The organism is Burkholderia sp. AU30280 (genome assembly GCF_020420125.1).
In the GTDB taxonomy this organism is placed as follows: Bacteria; Pseudomonadota; Gammaproteobacteria; order Burkholderiales; family Burkholderiaceae; genus Burkholderia.
Genome location: NZ_JAIZRY010000011.1, coordinates 177,018 through 195,584 on the forward strand (window position 1 = coordinate 177,018; position 18,567 = coordinate 195,584).

General features: G+C 65.4%; 17 protein-coding genes. 9 read left to right on the forward strand and 8 right to left on the reverse strand.

Annotated features, from left to right (window positions below; genetic code table 11):
- The 4 genes from LGN17_RS24800 (at nucleotide 1) to LGN17_RS24815 (ending at nucleotide 7,139) form a co-directional block, all read left to right on the forward strand.
- Nucleotides 1-1,536 carry an efflux RND transporter periplasmic adaptor subunit gene (locus LGN17_RS24800; protein ID WP_226199008.1) on the forward strand — a complete coding sequence of 512 codons (1,536 nt, stop codon included), beginning with the start codon at nucleotides 1-3 and terminating at the stop codon, nucleotides 1,534-1,536.
- Nucleotides 1,533-4,739 carry an efflux RND transporter permease subunit gene (locus LGN17_RS24805; RefSeq protein ID WP_226199009.1) on the forward strand — a complete coding sequence of 1,069 codons (3,207 nt, stop codon included), beginning with the start codon at nucleotides 1,533-1,535 and terminating at the stop codon, nucleotides 4,737-4,739. Before LGN17_RS24800 ends, LGN17_RS24805 begins: the two co-directional genes overlap by 4 nt.
- Nucleotides 4,736-5,107 (forward strand): copper-binding protein, encoded by a 372-nt coding sequence (locus LGN17_RS24810; RefSeq protein ID WP_226199010.1) that lies wholly within the window; start codon nucleotides 4,736-4,738, stop codon nucleotides 5,105-5,107. Before LGN17_RS24805 ends, LGN17_RS24810 begins: the two co-directional genes overlap by 4 nt.
- A gap of 217 nt (nucleotides 5,108-5,324) precedes the next feature.
- Complete coding sequence (locus LGN17_RS24815) at nucleotides 5,325-7,139, forward strand: ExeM/NucH family extracellular endonuclease (RefSeq protein ID WP_226199011.1); 1,815 nt, start codon at nucleotides 5,325-5,327, stop codon at nucleotides 7,137-7,139.
- A 229-nt stretch (nucleotides 7,140-7,368) separates the two neighbouring features.
- On the opposite strand, the gene LGN17_RS24820 is transcribed toward LGN17_RS24815, so the two are convergent.
- Nucleotides 7,369-7,617: a hypothetical protein gene (locus LGN17_RS24820; RefSeq protein WP_226199012.1), complete on the reverse strand. Its 249-nt coding sequence runs from the start codon at nucleotides 7,615-7,617 to the stop codon at nucleotides 7,369-7,371.
- A 234-nt stretch (nucleotides 7,618-7,851) separates the two neighbouring features.
- Here LGN17_RS24820 and LGN17_RS24825 point away from each other — a divergent pair, with 234 nt between their 5' ends.
- Together LGN17_RS24825 and LGN17_RS24830 are read left to right on the forward strand one after the other, a co-directional pair.
- Nucleotides 7,852-9,696 (forward strand): S10 family serine carboxypeptidase-like protein, encoded by a 1,845-nt coding sequence (locus tag LGN17_RS24825; RefSeq protein WP_226199013.1) that lies wholly within the window; start codon nucleotides 7,852-7,854, stop codon nucleotides 9,694-9,696.
- A gap of 53 nt (nucleotides 9,697-9,749) precedes the next feature.
- Nucleotides 9,750-10,181: a 2-oxoglutarate dehydrogenase gene (locus tag LGN17_RS24830; RefSeq protein WP_175957229.1), complete on the forward strand. Its 432-nt coding sequence runs from the start codon at nucleotides 9,750-9,752 to the stop codon at nucleotides 10,179-10,181.
- Between the two features lie 70 nt (nucleotides 10,182-10,251).
- Here LGN17_RS24830 and LGN17_RS24835 read toward each other — a convergent pair whose 3' ends face one another.
- Nucleotides 10,252-11,262: a GlxA family transcriptional regulator gene (locus LGN17_RS24835; RefSeq protein WP_226199014.1), complete on the reverse strand. Its 1,011-nt coding sequence runs from the start codon at nucleotides 11,260-11,262 to the stop codon at nucleotides 10,252-10,254.
- A gap of 89 nt (nucleotides 11,263-11,351) precedes the next feature.
- On the opposite strand from LGN17_RS24835, the gene LGN17_RS24840 reads away from it, so the two are divergent.
- Entirely contained in the window at nucleotides 11,352-12,500 is a 1,149-nt protein-coding gene (locus LGN17_RS24840) for a DJ-1/PfpI family protein (RefSeq protein WP_413227048.1), read from the forward strand.
- A gap of 16 nt (nucleotides 12,501-12,516) precedes the next feature.
- Here the strand turns inward: LGN17_RS24840 and LGN17_RS24845 are convergent, their stop codons facing one another.
- The gene (locus tag LGN17_RS24845; RefSeq protein WP_226199015.1) at nucleotides 12,517-14,007 is read right to left on the reverse strand and encodes an aminotransferase class V-fold PLP-dependent enzyme; all 1,491 of its coding nucleotides are present in this window, start codon (nucleotides 14,005-14,007) and stop codon (nucleotides 12,517-12,519) included.
- A 199-nt stretch (nucleotides 14,008-14,206) separates the two neighbouring features.
- Between LGN17_RS24845 and LGN17_RS24850 the strand changes: the two genes are divergently transcribed.
- Nucleotides 14,207-14,821, forward strand: a complete 615-nt coding sequence (locus tag LGN17_RS24850) for an NIPSNAP family protein (protein WP_226199017.1) — start codon at nucleotides 14,207-14,209, stop codon at nucleotides 14,819-14,821.
- A 243-nt stretch (nucleotides 14,822-15,064) separates the two neighbouring features.
- Here LGN17_RS24850 and LGN17_RS24855 read toward each other — a convergent pair whose 3' ends face one another.
- The 5 genes from LGN17_RS24855 to LGN17_RS24875 all read right to left on the reverse strand — a co-directional run bounded on the left by LGN17_RS24855 (nucleotide 15,065) and on the right by LGN17_RS24875 (nucleotide 18,216).
- Entirely contained in the window at nucleotides 15,065-15,265 is a 201-nt protein-coding gene (locus LGN17_RS24855) for a hypothetical protein (RefSeq protein ID WP_226199019.1), read from the reverse strand.
- Between the two features lie 321 nt (nucleotides 15,266-15,586).
- Nucleotides 15,587-15,919, reverse strand: a complete 333-nt coding sequence (locus LGN17_RS24860; protein WP_226199021.1) for a TrfB-related DNA-binding protein — start codon at nucleotides 15,917-15,919, stop codon at nucleotides 15,587-15,589.
- Entirely contained in the window at nucleotides 15,920-16,177 is a 258-nt protein-coding gene (locus LGN17_RS24865) for a PAAR domain-containing protein (RefSeq protein WP_226199023.1), read from the reverse strand.
- 70 nt (nucleotides 16,178-16,247) lie between these two features.
- Nucleotides 16,248-17,582 carry a virulence factor gene (locus tag LGN17_RS24870; RefSeq protein ID WP_226199025.1) on the reverse strand — a complete coding sequence of 445 codons (1,335 nt, stop codon included), beginning with the start codon at nucleotides 17,580-17,582 and terminating at the stop codon, nucleotides 16,248-16,250.
- Nucleotides 17,583-17,721: 139 nt separating this feature from the next.
- Entirely contained in the window at nucleotides 17,722-18,216 is a 495-nt protein-coding gene (locus tag LGN17_RS24875) for a DUF3274 domain-containing protein (RefSeq protein WP_226199027.1), read from the reverse strand.
- A gap of 22 nt (nucleotides 18,217-18,238) precedes the next feature.
- On the opposite strand from LGN17_RS24875, the gene LGN17_RS24880 reads away from it, so the two are divergent.
- Nucleotides 18,239-18,496 (forward strand): hypothetical protein, encoded by a 258-nt coding sequence (locus LGN17_RS24880; protein ID WP_226199029.1) that lies wholly within the window; start codon nucleotides 18,239-18,241, stop codon nucleotides 18,494-18,496.
- The last annotated feature ends 71 nt before the right edge of the window (nucleotides 18,497-18,567 follow it).

Below are 18,567 nucleotides of genomic sequence, written 5' to 3' on the forward strand. Positions count from 1 at the left end.
ATGACGAAGCAAATATGGGCCCGCGCGGCCGTGCTGGCGTTCGCCGGTGCCGCGCTGCTCGGCGCGGGTTATTTCGTGGGCGCACGCCACGCGGCACCGGCCGCAGCGGCAACCGACATCGCCGCATCGCCCTCGCCGGGCAACGCCGATCCGAAAAGCGGCCGCAAGGTGCTGTACTGGCACGACCCGATGGTGCCGAACCAGCACTTCGACAAACCGGGCAAATCGCCGTTCATGGACATGCCATTGCAACCCGTCTATGCGGACGAAGGCGGCGGTTCGTCAGGCATCCGGATCGATCCGGGCCTGCAGCAGAACCTCGGCATCCGCTATGCGACCGTGCGCCGCCAGCCGACGGCGGCCGGCTTCGATGCGGTGGGCACCACGCAGTTCGACGAGTCGCGCGCGGATGTCGTCCAGTCGCGTGTCACCGGCTACATCGACCGTCTCTATGCGCGCGCGCCGATGCAGCGCATCGTGAAGGGCGCGCCGATCGCGTCGCTGTTCGTGCCGGACTGGCTCGCGCCGCAGGAGGAATACTTCGCGCTCAAGCGCGGCGGGATGGACGGCAGCCTGCTCGATGCCGCGCGCGCACGGATGCGGGCGCTGTCGATTCCGGACGGCATGATCGCGAGCCTCGATCGCACCGGTCGCGCGCAGACGCATGTCGTGCTGACGGCGCCGGAAACCGGCGTCGTCAGCGAGCTGAACGTACGCGACGGCGCGATGGTCGCGCCCGGTCAGACGCTCGCGAAGATCGCCGGGCTGGCGACGCTGTGGCTCATCGTCGAGGTGCCGGAAGCGCTTGCGCTGAACGTGCAGCCGGGGATGGCGGTCGACGCGACGTTCGCGGGCGACCCGGCGCAGCATGTCACCGGACGCATCCGCGAAGTGCTGCCCGGCATCAGCACGAGCAGCCGCACGCTGCAGGCACGCGTCGAGATCGACAACGCCGCGTTGAAGCTCACGCCCGGCATGCTGATGCGCGTGCGGGTCGCCGCGCGGCAGACCGTGTCGCGCCTGCTCGTGCCGTCCGAAGCGGTGATCGCGACGGGCAAGCGCTCGATCGTCATCGTGAAGAACCGCGACGGCCGGCTCCAGCCCGTGACGGTGACACCGGGTAACGACGTCGGCAGCGACACCGAAGTGCTCGGCGGGCTGAACGAAGGCGACACGGTCGTTGCGTCGGGGCAGTTCCTGATCGATTCCGAGGCGAGCCTGAAAAGCGTGCTGCCGCGGCTGCAAAGCGGCGCCGGCGCGAGCGCGGCGGGCGCGATGTCCGCGTCGGCGCCGACGGCGGCGGCACCCACCTACGAGACCACCGGCAAGGTCGAACAGGTCACGGCCGACGACATCACGTTCTCGCATCAACCCGTTCCGGCGCTCGGCTGGGGGGCAATGACGATGACGTTCGGCAAACCGTCGGCCACCGCGTTCCCGGACGTGAAGCCGGGCCAGACGGTGCGTTTCGCGTTCACGCAGGGCGACGACGGCTATCGGCTGACGAAGGTCGAACCGCAGGGAGGCGAACGATGATCGCGCGCATCATTCGCTGGTCCGTCCACAACCGCTTCCTCGTGCTGCTCGCCACCGTGCTGATCGCCGCATGGGGCGTCCACTCGCTGAGGCAGACGCCGCTCGATGCGTTGCCCGACCTGTCGGATACACAGGTGATCGTGAAGGCGTCGTATCCGGGCAAGGCGCCGCAGATCGTCGAGGATCAGGTGACCTATCCGTTGACGACCACGCTGCTCGGCGTGCCCGGTGCGAAAACCGTCCGCGCGTATTCGTCGTTCGGCGACGCGTTCGTCTACGTGCTGTTCGACGACCGCACCGATCCGTACTGGGCGCGTTCGCGCGTGCTCGAATACCTGAGCCAGGTGCAGAGCCGGCTGCCCGCCGGCGCGACGGTGTCGCTCGGGCCGGATGCGACCGGCGTCGGCTGGGTGTACGAGTACGCGCTCGTCGATCGCACCGGTCGTCACGATCTCGGGCAACTGCGCGCGCTCAACGACTGGTTCCTGAAGTTCGAGCTGAAGGCGGTGCCCGACGTGTCGGAAGTCGCCAGCATCGGCGGCATGGTGCAGCAGTACCAGGTCGTGCTCGATCCGGACAAGCTGCGCGCGTACGGCATCACGCAGGCGGAAGTCGCCAATGCGCTCGCCAATGCGAACCAGGCGTCCGGCGGTTCGGTCGTCGAGCTGGCCGAATCGGAGTACATGGTGCGCTCGACCGGCTACCTGCGCACGCTCGACGAGTTCCGGCAGGTGGTGCTGCGCACGAACGACGCCGGCACGCCGGTGCTGCTCGGCGACGTCGCGCGCATCCAGGTCGGCCCGGCGATGCGGCGCGGGATCGCGGAGCTGAACGGGCAGGGCGAGGTGACGGGCGGCGTCGTCGTGATGCGTTCCGGCAAGAACGCGCTGACCACGATCGATGCGGTCAAGGCGAAGCTGGCCGACCTGAAGCGTTCGCTGCCGCCCGGCGTCGAGATCGTCACGACCTACGATCGCTCGCAACTGATCGAGCGCGCGGTGGGCAACCTGAAGGACAAGCTGGTCGAGGAGTTCGTGATCGTCGGGATCGTCTGCGCGGTGTTCCTGTTTCATCTGCGCAGCGCGTTCGTCGCGATCCTGTCGCTGCCGCTCGGCGTGCTGGCCGCGTTCATCGTGATGCGCTACCAGGGCGTGAACGCGAACCTGATGTCGCTCGGCGGGATCGCGATCGCGATCGGCGCGATGATCGACGCGGCGATCGTGATGATCGAGAACGCGCACAAGCATCTCGAGGCGTACGACCACGCGCATCCCGGCGAGCCGATCACGGCCGCGCGACGCTGGGAGCTCGTCGCGACGTCGGCCGCGGAGGTCGGGCCCGCGCTGTTCTTCTCGCTGCTGATCATCACGCTGTCGTTCATCCCGGTGTTTTCGCTGGAAGGGCAGGAGGGCAAGCTGTTCGCGCCGCTGGCGTTCACCAAGACCTACACGATCGCCGCCGCCGCCGGCCTGTCGGTGACGCTGGTGCCGGTGCTGATGGGTTATCTCGTGCGCGGCCGCATTCCGCACGAGCACGCGAATCCGATCAACCGCGTGCTGATCCGTGCATACCGGCCGCTGCTCGAAGCGACGCTCAGGCGCCCGTGGGCCGCGCTCGGTGTCGCGGTCGTCGCGCTCGTGCTGACGGCCGTGCCGTTGTCGCGGCTCGGCGGCGAATTCATGCCGCCGCTCGACGAAGGCGATCTGCTGTACATGCCGACCGCGCTGCCCGGCATCTCGGCCGACCAGGCGAGCGTGCTGCTGCAGCAGACCGACCGGCTGATCAAGACCGTGCCCGAGGTCGATACGGTGTTCGGCAAATCGGGCCGCGCCGATACCGCGACCGATCCCGCACCGCTCGAGATGTTCGAGACGACGATCCGCTTCAAGCCGCGCAGCGCATGGCGGCCCGGGATGACGCCGGAGAAGCTCGTCGACGAACTCGATCGCACGGTGAAGGTGCCGGGGCTGTCGAACGTGTGGGTGCCGCCGATCCGCAACCGGCTCGACATGCTGTCCACCGGCATCAAGACGCCGGTCGGCGTGAAGATTTCCGGGCCGGACCTGGCCGGGATCGACGCGATCGCGAAGCAGGTCGAGGCCGCGGTGAAGCCCGTGCCGGGCGTGACGTCCGCGCTCGCGGAACGGCTGAACGGTGGCCGCTACATCGACGTCGACATCGACCGCCTCGCCGCCGCGCGCTACGGGCTGTCGGTGGCCGACATCCAGTCGGTCGTGTCGTCGGCGGTCGGCGGCGAGGATGTCGGCGAAGTGATCGCGGGGCGCGAGCGCTTCCCGATCAATATCCGCTACCCGCGCGAGGTGCGCGATTCGGTCGAGAACCTGCGGCAACTGCCGGTCGTCACCGCGCGCGGCGCGCAGATCCGCCTGGGCGACGTCGCGCGCATCGCGATCGCCGACGGCCCGCCAATGATCCGCAGCGAGAACGCGCGATTGTCCGGCTACGTGTACGTCGACATCCGCGGCACCGATCTGCAAAGCGCCGTGCGCGCGATGCAGCAGGCCGTTGCGCAGCAGGTCGCGTTGCCGCCCGGCTATTCGATCGCGTGGTCGGGGCAGTTCGAGTATCTCGAACGCGCGGCGGCCAAGCTGCGGACCGTCGTACCGGTGACGCTCGGGGTGATCTTCGTGCTGCTGTTCCTCACGTTCGGCTCGGCGGCCGATGCGCTGCTGCTGATGTCGACGGTGCCGTTCGCGCTGGTCGGCGGCTTCTGGCTCGTGTGGGCGCTCGGCCACGCGGTGTCCGTCGCGACGTCGGTGGGCTTCATCGCGCTCGCGGGCGTGGCCGCCGAATTCGGCGTCGTGATGCTGCTGTACCTGAAGGGCGCGCTGCAGCGCCGGCTGGACGCCGGCGAATCGCTGACCGAGGCGCTGCTGCTCGACGCGATCCGCGAAGGCGCGGTGTTGCGCGTGCGCCCCAAGGCGATGACGGTCGCCGTCGTGCTCGCCGGCCTCGTGCCGATCATGGTCGGGCACGGCGCCGGTTCCGAAGTCATGCAGCGCATCGCCGCGCCGATGGTCGGCGGCATGGTCACGGCGCCGCTGCTGTCGATGTTCGTCATTCCCGCCGCCTGGTTCCTGCTGCAGCGCCGTCGTGCGCGAAGCGCGGGCCGCGCGCGGCATTCCGAAGCTGTTCCTCACGGCACGAACGTGCCATCCATCCCAACCGGAGAATCCCGATGAAGAAGCTGATTACCGTCACCGTTGCTGCCGCCGCCGTTCTTGCTGCCGGCGCGGCCGTCACCCCCGCCTTTGCCGCCGGCGACATGGCCGGCATGGACATGTCCGGCATGAAGATGTCGTCGGGCGGCATGGCCGAGTCGAACGCCGCGCTGACCGACGCCGAAGTGAAGCAGGTCGATGCCGCGACCGGCAGGATCACGCTCAAGCACGGCGCGCTCGAGAACGTCGGGATGCGGCCGATGACGATGGCGTTCAAGGCGAAGGACGCGGCGATGCTCGAGCACGCGCATGTGGGCGACCAGGTCAAGGTGCGCATCGAGAAGGTCGACGGCGTGCTGACGATCGTCAAGCTGGTGAAGGCGTCCTGACCTGAGCGCACGCCGGTGCATCGCCCGTCCGCGAGGCGGGCGGCCGCACCGGCGCCGCGCGTATCGGGCCGCAAGGGGGGACGCGTGCGCGTGAAACCATGCGGGAATCCGGACATGACCGACATCGATCATTACGTCAACCTGTTCTTTTTATTACCAACAACTGTCATCGAGCGCCGCTAAGCTTTCGTTACCCTCACAACCGGGATTCCCCGTCATGCGCTCGACAATCCGCCTCGTTACTCCGCTATTGCTGCTCCCGGCGCTCGCCGCGCCGGTTTTCGCGGCCACCGCCGCGCCCGTCAGTCCGAACTGCGGCGGCAGCACGACGCCGATCGCCGATATCCAGGGGCCGGGCGCGCCGTCGCCGCTCGCCGGCCAGAACGTGTCGATCGAAGCCGTCGTCACCGCCGATTTCGGCGGCACGGACGGCTTCGGCGGCTTCTTCGTCCAGCAGGCCGACGCGCAGCGCCGCAACCAGCCGGGCGTGTCCGAGGGACTGTTCGTCTACGCGCCGAAGGTGCGTGCGAAAGCGGGCGACCTCGTGCACGTGACGGGCAAGGTCGAGGAGAAATACGGCCAGACGCAGCTCACGCAGTCGGGCGAGATCGCGGTGTGCGCGAACGGCCAGACGGTCACGCCCGCAACGCTCACGCTGCCGGTCGACAGCCCGAACGCGTTCGCCGCGTATGAAGGCATGCTTGTGCGCCTGCCGCAGACGCTGAACGTCACGGACAACTACGAACTCGGCCGCTACGGCAGCGTGATGCTCAGCAACGGCCGCCTGCGCACGCCGACGAGCGTCGTGCCGCCCGCGCGGGCGCAGACGCAGATCGATGCGAACGCACGCAATCGCCTGATCCTCGACGACGGCTCGAACAAGCAGAACCCCGCCACGGTGCCGTACCCGGCGCCGGGCCTGTCGGCCGCGAACACGCTGCGTGCGGGCTACACGGTGCGCGACATCGAAGGCGTGCTCGAAGTGCGTTACGGCGCATGGCGCGTGCAGCCGCTGCCGGGCGCCGCCGCGCCGGCATTCGAAGCGCGCACGAACCCGCGCACCCCCGCACCGGCGCGCGCTCCGAAATCGAATCTGCGCGTGGCGTCGTTCAACGTGCTGAACTACTTCAACGGCGACGGTCTCGGCGGCGGCTTCGACGATCCGAACAACCGCGGTGCGAAGAACTTCCAGGAATTCCAGCGCCAGGAAGCGAAGATCGTCAGCGCGCTGAAGGCGATCGACGCCGACGTGATCGGCCTGATGGAAATCCAGAACAACGGCTACGGCGAACTGAGCGCGGTGCGCCAGCTCGCGGCGAAGCTGGGCAACCACTGGCGCGTCGTCGATCCGGGCGTGTCGCGCCTCGGCGGCGATGCGATCACGGTCGCGATGATCTACGACAGCCGCAAGGTCGAACCGGTCGGCCGTGCGGCCACGCTCGCGATCGACGACAAGAACCGCCAGCCGCTCGCGCAGTCGTTCCGGCTGATCCGTGGCAACAAGCAGTCGCTGACGGTCGCGGTCAACCACCTGAAGTCGAAGAACTGCCCGGACGCCGCGAACGACGATCTCGACCAGGGTGACGGCCAGGGCTGCTGGAACCCGACGCGCACGCGCGCGGCGGCGAAGCTGGCCGACTGGCTCGCCGGCAACCCGACGGGCGTCGCGGGGCAGGGCGTGCTGCTGATCGGCGACTTCAACAGCTACACGTACGAAGACCCGATCCGCACGCTGGAATCGCGCGGTTACCGCAACCTCGTCGCGCGCTGGATCGGCGCGCATGCGTACAGCTACGTGTACAACGGCGAAGCCGGCTATCTCGATCACGCGCTCGCGACGTTGCCGCTCGCGTCGCACGTGAAGGCCGTGCACGAATGGCACATCAACGCGGACGAGCCGGTCGCGCTGCAGTACACGCTCGCGTACAAGTCGGCGGAGCAGCAGAAGACGTTCTACGCGCCGGATGCGTATCGCTCGTCGGATCACGATCCGGTGCTGATCGATATCGCGCTGCCGGGCGGCGGGAAGTGATGGCGGATTGAGCGCGGGGGGAGCGCGGCGTGCGGCGAGGCGGCACGCCGCGTTTCATCCCGGCCGCACCGGCCGGCCGGATTGCGGGTAAATAATTCCGCCGAAATTTTCATGAATCAGCGAAATCGGTATTTTATGGATGGCGCGATGCGGATAAATGCATCGTTTGAAAAATCGTTGAAGCGACTCGAGTCATCGAATGACGATCCATGCTTGATGTCGTGCCGAATTAATCGATCTCCGATAATAAAAATGAAAGAATAATTCCGGCGATCTGAAGGCTTTCGACGCGCGGCGTCAGTGCCAGTAAGGAATTGCCGGTCGTGCGATAAAAACCCCCGATTCGGTGGATTATCGCCGATGGAGCGTGCAATGCACGAATATTCCCGCATTCTTTCAATTTCCAGACACTGTCGGCCGTTAGCATCATTGCGGGATTTTTAATATCCGAATGATCTTTGACAACGCGGCGCAGCACCGCCTATTTTTGTGTTGTCGTAAATTTGGGTCATATAAAAGTTGTCCAAACTGCAGGGGGCGTCCGAGCACCATTCTCGCCAGCAGTTTGCTGTGTCTGTATCAAGTTCAGTCTCTTAGAAGTCCAATCCCCAACCGCCGACTGCCGACCGTGCAACGCGAGTGGCGGGTCGGCCTGCGCGTTTCGCAGGCGTTGGCGGCCTTTGTGATGCGGTATCCGAATCAAAGGACAGAGATGAAACCAGACAGGAGCTGTACCGGCAGCCGCCGTGGCCGTCACGGCCGGTTGGCCGGGCTAGGTGCATTGACCGTCATGACCTTGGCGCTCGCGGCGTGCGGCGGCGACGATTCGTCGTCCGTCGGTGCGTCGAGCCTCGCGCAGGCCACCGCCAGCCAGCAGGCCAGCGCGCAACAGGCGGCCGGCCAGACGCCGGCCAACCAGCCGTACGTCGACCCGGTCGCGTATTCGATGAATGCGACCGACGGCCTGGCCCCCGGGCAGGTGTCCGAGAAAACGGCCGTCATGCATTACCAGTGGAAAAACGGCGGCACGACCGTCAACTACACGACGACTACCGGGCACCTGACCGCGCAGGACTCGAACGGCAATGCGGAAGCGTCGATGTCGTATGTCGCCTACACCGCGCCGAGCACGAACGGCAAGCCGCGCCCCGTCACGTTCGTCTATAACGGCGGCCCCGGCTCGTCGTCGATCTGGCTGCGGCTCGGCTCGTTCGCGCCGACCCGCGTGGCCACGCCCGATCCGCTGTTCGGCAACAACTGGCCGAACTATCCGCTCGTCGACGATGCCGAAAGCCTGATCGACACCACCGACCTCGTGTTCATCGACCCGCCCGGCACCGGGCTGTCGGAAGCCGTGTTGCCGAACACCAACCAGAAGTACTGGGGTTCGGATGCGGACGTGAACATCATGCGCGACTTCATCCAGCGCTACCTGAACGTCAACAGCCGCAACACGTCGCCGATCTACCTGTACGGCGAATCGTACGGCACGCCGCGTACCGACATGCTCGCGCTGGCGCTCGAATCGGCCGGCGTGCACCTGACGGGCATCGTGCTGCAGTCGTCGATCCTGAACTACTTCGCGGATGCGGTGGAAGCCGTGGCGATCACGCAGTCGACGGAGGGGCTGCTGCTCGAAACCGATACCGTGGCCGGCTACCTGCCGGGCTATGCGGCGGTCGCGGCGTACTTCAACCAGGTTTCCCCGGCACCGGTGAACCAGGGGCTGTACGCACTGCAGACGGAACTGTTCACGACGCTGATCTACAACCAGCTGCAGAAGTACTCGCAGTCGTGGGTGTTGAGCCAGCTCGGCATTCCGGATGCGCTCGGCACGCCGGTGTTCCCGAGCGATGCGACGCTCAAGCTGTGGTCGATCCCGTCGAGCCTCACGCAACAGGCGCTGCGCGGCTACTTCAACGCGAATCCGTTCGGCACGAGCCTGCTGCCCGGGACGACGATCGGCCGGTATGACGGACGCGTGTCGTTGCCGAACTCCGATCCGCGGCTGCAGAACGACGGCGACCCGTCCGACATCCTGATTTCGCAGCCGTTCACGAACGCGCTTGCGACGCAGATGCCGGATTACCTCGGCTACACCGCGCCGAACGCGACGTACCTGCCGCTGAACGACAACATCATCGAGGTCTGGGACTTCTCGCACGACGGGCAGCCGATGCCCGACACGATCCCCGATCTGCTCGGTGCGCTGCAGCTCAACCCGAAGCTTCGCGTGCTCGCGGAGAATGGCTTCCACGATCTCGCGACGCCGTTCTTCAACACCGAGAAGCAACTCGCGCGGCTGCAGACGGTGAAGGGCCTGAATCCGAAGCTGCAGGTGAACTTCTTCCAGGGCGGCCACATGATCTACCTGGACGACGTAGCGCGACCGCAGATGAAGCGGGACCTGAAGACGTTCTACAAGGGCGGGCGGATTCCGACGGCGCTGACGCTGCACACGCTGCCGCCGCCGTGGCCGGATGAAAACCCGCCGAGCGTACCGACCGGCAGCGTCCCGGGCGCAACGGCCGCGACGACGCTGGCGGCCGCCCCTTGAGCGACCCTGAGCGACGGACTCCTTGTCAAAGGAACCCTCTATTCATCCATTGAATGCGAGTGATCATGTCCCTAATCAATTTGATGCGGCGTATGTCTCCGTTGATCGTCCTCGGTGCCGTGATGAGCAGTGCCTACGCGTTGCCGCCGCAGGCGGTGGCGCCGGTGAAGCTGCCGCACGGCGGGCACGGTGTCGACGGTCCGTTCTTTCCTGCCACGAAAGCGGCGCCGGTGTTGCCGTCGACCGGCGCGACGCTGCAGCAGCAGGCGCAGCAGCGTGTCGATGCGCGGCTTGGCGCCAATACGGTGCTGAGCAACGGCGCGGCCGTGACGAAGGCGCAGGCGCAGAGCAACGGCCTCGGTTTCGTGTCGAAGCACTTCGACGAAATCGATACGAAGCACACCGGCCGCGTGACGATGAGCGATGTGCGGCAGTTCATCCAGCAGCGGCAGGTGCAGGCGCAGCAGGAACAGCAGGACGAGTGACGTAGCACGTAGCAGGCAGGGCGGCGGCCGGTGCGGGACGATTCGCGTCGGCCGCCGGAAGGCGCGCGGCCTATTCCGCCTGCCGCTTGTCGCGTCGCTGTCCGAAGCGTGCGCGATAGTCGCGCGGCGATACGCCGACCTGCTTCGAGAATGCACGCTGCAACGCGTCGACACTGCCGAAGCCCGAGCGCACGGCGATGCGTTCGAGCGGCCAGTCGGCTCGCTCGAGCAGCGCCTTCGCGCGCTCGATGCGTGCCGCCAGGACGAACTGCGCGGGCGATCGTCCGGTCTCCTTTAGGAAATGACGCGCAAACGTGCGTTCGCTCATGTGCATCCGTGCGGCCAGCGCGGCGACGCCGAGGTCGCCGGTCGGATCGTCGGCGATCTCGGTGAGCAGCACGCGCATGCGCGGTGTCGCGCTGGCCAGCGTGCCGAGCCCGACGCTGAATTGCGCTTGCCCGCCGGGACGGTGCATGAACAGCACGAGTTCGCGCGCGACGGCGACGGCGGTCGGTGCACCGCAATCCGCCTCGACGAGCGCAAGACACAGGTCGATGCCGGCCGTCACGCCGGCCGACGTATGGAAGGGCGGATCGCTGACGTAGATCGCGTCGGGCTCGACGCAAACGTCAGGGCACAGCGCCTGCAGCGTCGAACACTGGTTCCAGTGGGTGGTCGCTCGCCGGCCGTCTAGCCAACCGCCCGCGGCGAGCACGAACGCGCCGGTGCAGATGCTCGCGATGCGCCGTGTGCCCGCGAGCCGCATACGCAGCCACGGCAGCACGCCGGCGTCGGACGCCGCGTGTCGCAGCGCCGTTTCGCTGCCGCCGGCGACGATGATCGTATCGATCCGATCGGGCAGTGCCGCGAGCGCGGTCGTGCCGGCGAGCCGCAAGCCCGCATGCGTGACGATGTCGTCGCCGTCCTGCGACGCGAGCGTCAGCCGATACGGCGTCGCGTGATCCGGCCGGTAGCGGTTCGCGATCGCGAATACCTCCATCGGGCCGGTGATGTCGAGCGACTGGACGCCTTCGAAGCCGATCACGACGATGTCGCGTACCGGTTGCAGGGGCAGGGGCATGGCGGAAAGTGCGGTGGAGTTGTCCTTGTGACCGCGAGCATGATCCTTGTAATTTCCCGGGCATGCAATCGAATGACGCGGGGTGGACGATGCGGGAAAGAACGGGACGGCGTGCAGGACGCGCGTGGATGGCGCTGCTTGCGTGCATGTTGTTCGGCATGTGGGCATGGCCGGCGCAGACGGCCGGCGCCGAGGCGGCAGGCGCACCGACGCCGATGCCGATGCCGATGCCGACGTTGACGTTGACGTTGACGTTGACGACGGCCGCGCCGAAGGACGGCCGCGTGCGCCCGCTCGTTGCGATCGTGGCGGACAACGCAGGCACGGAGACGACCGATTTCGTCGTCCCTTACTCGATCCTGAAGGCGTCCGGCGCGGTGGATGTCGTCGCGGTGTCGACGGATGCGGGGGCCGTCGAACTGATGCCCGCGCTGCGCATGCTGGCCGACGCGACCTTCGAACGGTTCGATGCCGCAACGCCGGCGGGAGCCGACGTGGTGATCGTACCCGCGCTGCACCGCGCGGACAGCCCGGCCGTATTGGCATGGCTGCGCAAGCAGGCCGCCGGCGGCGCGACGATGGTTGCGATCTGCGATGGCGCGGAGGTGCTCGCGAACGCGGGCCTGCTGCGCCATCGTGCCGCGACGTCTCACTGGTATTCGCGCGACGGCCTGCGCCGCCGCTTTGCCGATACGACCTGGGTCGACGATCGTCGCTATGTGATGGACGGCACCGTGATGACGACGAGCGGCGTGTCGGCGTCGCTGCCTGCGTCGCTCGCGTTGCTGAGCGCGCTGGCCGGGCCCGAGGCAGCGCGCGAGACCGCGCGGCGCATCGGTGTGCAGGCCTGGAGCGATCGTCACGACGGAAGCCGGTTCGCGCTGACCGCGCGCACGGTGATGTCTGCGCTGGCGAATCGCGTGGCGTTCTGGCGGCACGAGACATTCGATCTGCCGGTCGAGCGCGGCTTCGACGAACTGCCGGTGGCGCTGACGGCCGATGCATGGGCGCGGACATGGCGCGGCGACGTCGTCGTGACGGCGGACGCGCACGAGGTCGTGTCGAAGCACGGGCTGCGGCTACTGACGCAGCCGGCGGGCGCCGGGCATGCGCCCATCGTCATTCCGGAAGGGCGGCGCGGCGATGCGGTGCTGCCCGGCGTGCTCGCGGACATCGCATCACGTTACGGCGGCGCGACGTCCGATTGGGTGGCGTTGCTGCTGGAGTATCCGCGTTAGCGGCGCCGTGCCGGGTTCAGGCCGAGGCCAGCGCCGCACGTCGGGCGCACAGGCGATTCCACAGCATGCCGGAGCGGCTGCCGCTGCGGCAGTACGCGAGCACCGGCTTCGGCAGCGTGTCGACCAGTTCACCGAATGCATCGATCTGCGCATCGCCGATGCCGTCGCGCTCGACCGGCAGGTAGCGCGCTTCGAGGCCCAGTTCGCGGGCCGCCGCGGCGATGTCGTCGAACGCCGGATGGTCGTCGCCTTCGCCGTCCGGCCGGTTGCAGATCACCGAGCGGAAGCCGGCGTTGCGGATCGCCTTCAGGTCGGCCGGCGTGATCTGCCGTGAAGCGGAGAATCCGTTCGCCGCCGTCGCGCGACACTGTTCGATCGCGTGGCGGAAACAGGCGATCGCGAAGTCGACGTCCTGCTCCGTCGTGAAGCGGCCGAAGCTCACGCGCACGGTGCGGCCTGCCGCATCCGCATCGAGGTCGATCGCGGTCAGCACGTGGGACGGTGCGCCGCTGGTCGAGTTGCACGCGGACGTCGACGATACGGCGAGCGCTTCGCCGAGCATGAACGGGAAGAAGCCGGGCGCATTCACCGTCAGGCTCAGCGTGTGCGGGATGCGGCGCGCGGCGGCCGCGTTCTGCGTGACGTCGCCGAGCGTGACCAGCGCATCCGTCAGGCGGGCGCCGAGCGCCGCGATCCGGGCGGCTTCGCCGTCGAGCTTTTCGGCGGCCAGTTCGCATGCCACGCCCATGCCGACGATCTGGTGGGTGGCGAGCGTGCCCGAGCGCAAGCCGCGCTCGTGCCCGCCGCCATGAATCTGAGGGGCGATCCGGCTCGCGATGTCGCGGCGCACGAACAGCGCGCCGATGCCCTTCGGGCCGTACACCTTGTGCGCGGACATCGACAGCATGTCGATGCCGAGCGCGCGCACGTCGATCGGCGTCTTGCCGAGCGCCTGCGCGGCGTCGACGTGGAGCAGCGCGCCCGCGTCATGCACGATGCGCGAGATTGCGCCAATATCGGTCAGCGTGCCGAGCTCGTTGTTCACAAGCATCAGCGACACGAGGCCCGTGTCGGGGCCGATCGCGGCAGCGACCGCGTCGGCGGTGATCTCGCCGTCGCGCGTGGGCGTCAGGAACGTGACCGACGCGCCGTGCTTCGACAGGTTCGCCATCGTGTCGAGAATGGCCTTGTGCTCGATGCGGCTCGTGATCAGGTGGCGCTTGCCGGTCGCGTGTTCCGCATAGCCCTTCAGCGCGAGGTTGTTCGATTCGGTGGCGCCCGAGGTCCAGACGATCTCGTCGGCGTCCGCGCCGATCAGCGCGGCGACTTGCGCGCGTGCCTGCTCGACCTTGTCTTTCGCCAGCCGGCCGGCGGCATGCGAGCTCGATGCGGGGTTGCCGAAGATGCCGTCGAAGCCGAGGCAGGCCGTCATCGCGTCGATCACGCGCGGATCGGCGGGCGTCGTGGCGGCGTAGTCGAGGTAGTGCAGCGTGGTGGTGTCGCTCATGTCCTTCTCATGCTCGTTTCTTTCGGAATGGAAGAAATGATACGGGGGACAGGAGGGAAAAAGGATCCAAAGTGGGCTGTCGATTCAGCTTGATATGGAAGAATGTTTTATCCAATTGTGGATTGGGGGAATTTATTTTTCTTGTGGCTAGCGGGTGCGATTTGCGTGTCCGCAGCCCATTTTGCGAGGGATGGTCGAGATGCAGTATGAACTGACGACGTTGTCGTGTTTGCTGCTGGCGCAGGATGCCGTTTCCGCCGGTGCGCATCGATGGGTATCGGATCCGGGGGCTGGGGGGCGTCTCCTCGGCGCATGGCGTTCGGAAATCGGCGAGCTGGGGCAGATCGTCGTGTTGCGAGGCTTCGACGATGTCGGCGAACTGCAGCAGGAGCGTCGTCGTGCGTTGATGAGCGGCAGGCCGTTCAATATCGACGGTGACGACGTCGGTCTCGACATGGAAACCTACGAACTGTTTCCGTTCCTGCCCGCGATCGAGCCGTCGACACTCGGCAGGTTCTACGAACTTCGCCGCTATTGGCTCAAGCCGGCCGGGATCGCGCCGACGATCGCCGCGTGGGAGCAGGCCGTCGGCCCGGCCGAAGCCTATACGTCGCATCTCGTCGCGAACATGTACGCGACGGATGGCCCGCCTCGCATTGCTCATATCTGGGGGTTCTCGAGCCTGGAGGAGCGTATGGCATTGCGGGCGCGCCACTATGCCGAAGGGCTTTGGCCGCCCAAGGGCGGACCGCAGCAGATCGAGCGGGCGACTTCGACGATTTGCCTGCCGGAAGCGTGGTCTCCGCTGTGTTGAATTTTCAATGATTCGCCGATGAAGCCGCCCCGCCCCGGGCTGCCGAGGGCAGCACGATGCGAAGGCAACTGGCCGTATCAACCACCCCGAAGCGGCTGGCTTGCCGCGCATCGCGGCGAGGCTGCGGCAAGCGCCGGATATTCTCCGCCAGTCTCAGAGATGGAAAGCCGGCCCGGCCGGAGCGCCGGATGGCGGCGCCGGCACGCCGACACGAAACGCGATCGGCAGTGCCGCGAGCAGCATTCAGGGCTGCGCAGAGGACGCCGCGTGCGGAGCGCGCACGGCATTCATGCCCTTGATCAGGTCAGCAATGCGCCGTTCGATGTCGTCATATTGGCGTGCGATCTGGGTTGCGTCGGGATCGTGAATGTCGACGTCTCGTGTCGAGGAGAACGCCGTTCCGTGCACGGATTCGTACTGGATATCGATAGCGATATCGTTCATGGTCAGCAACTTGAGCAAGATGGGCAAGCATGGAGGTGACGCCTTATCCGACAAGGCCAGAAGCGGTACGATCTCGCCGGCTTTCAACGGGGCGTCGGGGCGCGGCCAGCCGGTACTGAAGCATCCCGTGGCACCGATACCTGCATCGGACTGGACGTGCGACCAGATACGGGACCGAGACCAGTGTATTTTCGGGTTCCGATCGTCACGGTCATACCCTTGATGATGGCCGGTCCCAGCCCTGCATTTGAAAGATGGATGCCGTGCCTGTTTTCGGCGTCGTCGAAGTGCTGTGTTGCCGCTATGCGGGGCGGGAATCGATCAGATCGCCGTATCTTGTTCATTCTGATTCGCCAATCGATATGCATCTCGCACCCATGCCTGGAGTGCGGGCTCATACCTGGCCGGGATCGTGATCGTGAGGGTGGTGAGGCGCGTGCAGCTTCCCGGTAGCTCCAGATACCGCTGCCACACCTTCCGTACAAGCTGCGACATCGCGGAACACGTCATGCCGACTTCCGCCGCCACAGCCCGTTGTGATCGACCCTTGACGAAAATCTCGTGCAGGGCCCACTGGTTCAAGGGCTTGATTCGTGTATTTTGCATGCGCAACAGGCGGAACTGTTCGGCAGTCATGCGTCGGGTCTTTTGCATTCAAACTCGCCCGGAAGTGTGAAGTGAAGAAATCAAGGTCGCGCCGCATGAAGTCTTGTGACCATCGAAGGCAGAGTCGCGACCTTCGACCTTGAATGCCGTGTCGCCCTCGGCAATCGTGCAGGTACCGTGAATCGGACACGAACACACGTCGCCTATGCGGGCGACCGAGCGCCCCATCACCTTGCTCGTTTCGGCTCCGGATTTGACCCGGCCGCCGTGGGTATGTACGTCGCCGACCCGGATAATTCCTCGCATATGACTCATCCCCTGAATGATTGGCGCGGAACTCGCGTTCGCACGTGGCGTGCCGTCGCGTCGGGTTGCATCACCATGAATAGCCCTGCATGCCGTAATCGGTATCGTGCCGGCGGCCCCACCACGGCAGGTAGGCATTGTTGCCACCGCGCGCGCGGAACCAATCCTTGTCGGGATCGATCGGCGTGAGTTTCGACGGTGGCATGACGACAACCGCGACGGGATGTTCGGGGTCGGTCGTGCCGGCGATCAGGGCGTTGCCGCCGAAGTGGTTGATTCGGCCGATTGCCAGCGCGACGTCGGTCAATGCGCTGCCGGTACCCATGTCGCCGAGTCGGGCAGCGGTGTTGAATGTCTGCTTTCGGTGGTCGTATTCAGGAAGAGTTTCCGTCAACGTCTGTGCGAGCGCGGCAACGCGTGACGACGCTGCATCGCTGCCTGCGCCTGCGTCGTGGACGATGTAACTCAGGTTCGCGACCGCGACGCCGGCATTGCGTGCCGCCTGGTCGATGGTTGCCTTCCATGCCTGGACGGCGCGCGTCGTGCCGACCTTCGGCGAAAACGCTTGCGTGTTGCCCGTTGCGGCTTTGCCGATCCAGGCGAGCGGTTCGCGCTGCGTGTTGAAGTTCGGGCCGGCGAGGAATAGCACGACGAGGTTCTCGTTGATCTGCGCGTCGGTGGGCGGGAAGCTTGGCGCGTCCCAGTTTATTGCCCATACGGTCTTGTCGGGGTTCGCCTGCAAATAGTCCAGTGCCTTGTTCAGCGACGTAAAGCCAGCGTTCGCGCCGCCTTGCGTGATTTGCACATCAGGGGGCGTGTCGCGGCTCCACATTTCTCGGAAATGCGGGTTGCCGATCAAAAACGTCTTTCGAATCGAATCGCGCAAGTAGCTTTGCGAGTCGCCAACTTCGAGTCGATTCGGAATGGCCAGTTCAACACGAATGCCCGCGAGTTCGCGCCAGTCCGCTTTATCGCTGGGGTTCACCGTGTAGAAGTATTTGGGGTTGGACGCATAGCGTGAGCTAAGCAGCAGAGGGAATTTGTACATGTACTTGCAATAGAAGCCTCTAAACGTTTCCTTGCCTCTGTTGCCATATGCGATACCCGCTACGGGCTGCAAGCTCGTAAAGGACTTCGGGTCGGTGCGAACCATATCGTCATTCTTGTTTGGAGCAGAGAGTTCTTGTGCCCACAACAATTGCCATTCGGTCGGGTAGTCCATGCGTTGCAACGGATTCAACCACATCAGGCCAACAACCTGCGCGACGAATGGCTTCGCCGGTTCTTCTGCGGCTTGCGCGGTATGCTCTCGGACGGGCACGGCTTGTGCTGGACGCATCAGGGCGGTGGTGAACAAAAACACCATGAGTACAGCGAGACCGGGTACTACAACGAATCGTTTCATCCAATCTCCTATTTCCAAATGTGCCGGATCGGGTTGTTCTACGTGCGTCATCAGCGAGGCCATGAGCACGGTGGTGATCAGCCATGTCGAAACGGCGACGGCGACACGTCTCGACCGTGTGGCGATTAGCGTCTTCAAATCACCCCCCGACCTTCAGATAGAACTCACCTTCACGTTCGTCCACAATCGCGTCGGGTATTTTTCCCTCGCTTTTCTCCGCATGTACCCACTCCTGCATCGGTAAATCGTCGAGTTGACCGCGCGAGAAGTAGTCGACGTACTTCTTGTTCGGATGATCTAAGGGAATCCCGTCCCCCATCCGCCAATCGGCCTCAATTCTCAAGTCATAGAGTTGATCGGGAGTCAGGTAGCACAGCCCCACCGCAACGTCATACGCAAGCGCCTTTTCGGCATGTTCCGGATTCATCATCGTCGTGGAATGATTCGTCGGGCTGTTGGTCGCCCCGCGATCGAGCCAGTCGACAATCTGCTTGTCGCGCCATTCCTTGTAACCCTCCGGCATGGCGCTCTTGCCGTCCTCGCCGATCACATGGCCGTCGCTATCGAGCCATTCGGTGTTCAGCGTTCGACGTGCCTCCATCCGCATCAACGCGCGATCCTCGTAGCGTTGCACGGCTTCGGTACACGCAGGTCAGTTGCCCGTCGATCCCCGATATCAACCCTTCGCGAATATCGGCGTGTTGGAGCATCAGCAGATGGCCGACCGTGCGTTGCGCCAGCCCGAAATAGAGATCGACAGGCCGCTTGTTACCGCCAATCAGACCGGACGCAAACTTTCGGAATGTACTTTCTATCGACATCACCGCAATCTCGTTATTTTCGTTCTCAATTCGGACTGGTTCGAATTGGGGTTTCAGGTAAATAAAAAGAAGGTTATGGAAAATTCGCGGTGAAGAATATCAAACTTGTTTGCCATGAGAAATGGTTTGATATTTAGAGATGGCTTTTATATTTCGGGGAGACT

Coding starts and splice junctions, on each gene's coding strand:
- LGN17_RS24810 (WP_226199010.1), top strand. CDS start 4,736: ATGAAGAAGCTGATTACCGTCACCGTTGCTGCCGCCGCCGTTCTTGCT.
- LGN17_RS24865 (WP_226199023.1), bottom strand. CDS start 16,177: ATGCGAGGAATTATCCGGGTCGGCGACGTACATACCCACGGCGGCCGG.
- LGN17_RS24800 (WP_226199008.1), top strand. CDS start 1: ATGACGAAGCAAATATGGGCCCGCGCGGCCGTGCTGGCGTTCGCCGGT.
- LGN17_RS24870 (WP_226199025.1), bottom strand. CDS start 17,582: ATGAAACGATTCGTTGTAGTACCCGGTCTCGCTGTACTCATGGTGTTT.
- LGN17_RS24850 (WP_226199017.1), top strand. CDS start 14,207: ATGCAGTATGAACTGACGACGTTGTCGTGTTTGCTGCTGGCGCAGGAT.
- LGN17_RS24830 (WP_175957229.1), top strand. CDS start 9,750: ATGCGAGTGATCATGTCCCTAATCAATTTGATGCGGCGTATGTCTCCG.
- LGN17_RS24805 (WP_226199009.1), top strand. CDS start 1,533: ATGATCGCGCGCATCATTCGCTGGTCCGTCCACAACCGCTTCCTCGTG.
- LGN17_RS24845 (WP_226199015.1), bottom strand. CDS start 14,007: ATGAGCGACACCACCACGCTGCACTACCTCGACTACGCCGCCACGACG.
- LGN17_RS24835 (WP_226199014.1), bottom strand. CDS start 11,262: ATGCCCCTGCCCCTGCAACCGGTACGCGACATCGTCGTGATCGGCTTC.
- LGN17_RS24825 (WP_226199013.1), top strand. CDS start 7,852: ATGAAACCAGACAGGAGCTGTACCGGCAGCCGCCGTGGCCGTCACGGC.
- LGN17_RS24840 (WP_413227048.1), top strand. CDS start 11,352: ATGCGGGAAAGAACGGGACGGCGTGCAGGACGCGCGTGGATGGCGCTG.
- LGN17_RS24855 (WP_226199019.1), bottom strand. CDS start 15,265: ATGAACGATATCGCTATCGATATCCAGTACGAATCCGTGCACGGAACG.
- LGN17_RS24860 (WP_226199021.1), bottom strand. CDS start 15,919: ATGCAAAAGACCCGACGCATGACTGCCGAACAGTTCCGCCTGTTGCGC.
- LGN17_RS24815 (WP_226199011.1), top strand. CDS start 5,325: ATGCGCTCGACAATCCGCCTCGTTACTCCGCTATTGCTGCTCCCGGCG.